Origin of the sequence: Pseudomonas sp. SIMBA_068 (assembly GCF_046534705.1) — a bacterium.
In the GTDB taxonomy this organism is placed as follows: Bacteria; Pseudomonadota; Gammaproteobacteria; order Pseudomonadales; family Pseudomonadaceae; genus Aquipseudomonas; species Aquipseudomonas putida.
In genome coordinates this window covers 1-240 of record NZ_JAWRYI010001520.1, presented here as the reverse complement: position 1 = coordinate 240, position 240 = coordinate 1, and the positions used below count along the sequence as shown (strand labels likewise).

Sequence of the window (240 nt, the reverse complement as noted above, 5' to 3'; positions counted from 1 at the left end):
GTCATTGCCTGTCGCCAGCCGGGGCGGAGTATGGAAATTGATCTCGCCTGCAACGGTGTGCAGATAACTGGCTGGTTGCCGCAGGTGCAGCCGGATGGCCTGTTGCGCTGGCGTCCCTCTTTATTAAGTGTGGCGCAGGGAATGCAACTTTGGCTGGAACACCTTGTCTACTGTGCCAGCGGTGGTAATGGCGAAAGTCGCCTTTTTCTACGCAAAGACGGTGAGTGGCGTTTTCCGCCG

At 57.5% G+C, this 240-nt stretch carries 1 protein-coding gene; it reads left to right on the top strand.

The features are described from left to right. Nucleotides 1-30: 30 nt before the first annotated feature. The coding region (locus tag SB756_RS34750; RefSeq protein WP_410913844.1) for a hypothetical protein at nucleotides 31-240 on the top strand (210 nt) is incomplete at its 3' end.